Genomic DNA, 395 nt, shown 5'->3' on the forward strand with positions numbered 1-395 from the left:
CATGGACTGCTGGGCTTCGGCCTTGGGCACCAGCTTCAGCGCCTCAGTCATCGATGGCCTCCTTGAGCACGGTGGCGAGCTGCTCGGCCTTGAACGGCATGCCGCTGACCTGGGTGTAGGAGCGGACGTCGACCAGGTAGCGGGCCCGCAGGAGCGTGGCGAGCTGGCCGAGGTTCATCTCCGGCACGACGACGGTGTCGTAGGTCGTGAGCACGTCCCCGAGGTTGGCAGGGAAGGGGTTGAGATGGCGCAGGTGCGTCTGCGCGACGTGGCCGCCTTCCGCGCGGACGCGGCGGACGGCTGCGGTGATCGGCCCGTAGGTCGAGCCCCAGCCCAGGACGAGGGTGCGGGCCTGCCCGGAGGGGTCGTCGACGGTGAGGTCCGGCACCGCGACA

1 pseudogene is annotated in these 395 nt (G+C 70.4%); it reads right to left on the reverse strand.

Going from position 1 to position 395, the window contains the following annotated elements:
* Nucleotides 1-43: 43 nt before the first annotated feature.
* A pseudogene (locus tag NQU55_RS36260) lies at nt 44-395 on the reverse strand (2-oxoacid:acceptor oxidoreductase subunit alpha); the annotation flags it as partial.

The sequence above is a fragment of the Streptomyces telluris genome (assembly GCF_024519335.1).
GTDB classification, from domain to species: domain Bacteria; phylum Actinomycetota; class Actinomycetes; order Streptomycetales; family Streptomycetaceae; genus Streptomyces; species Streptomyces telluris.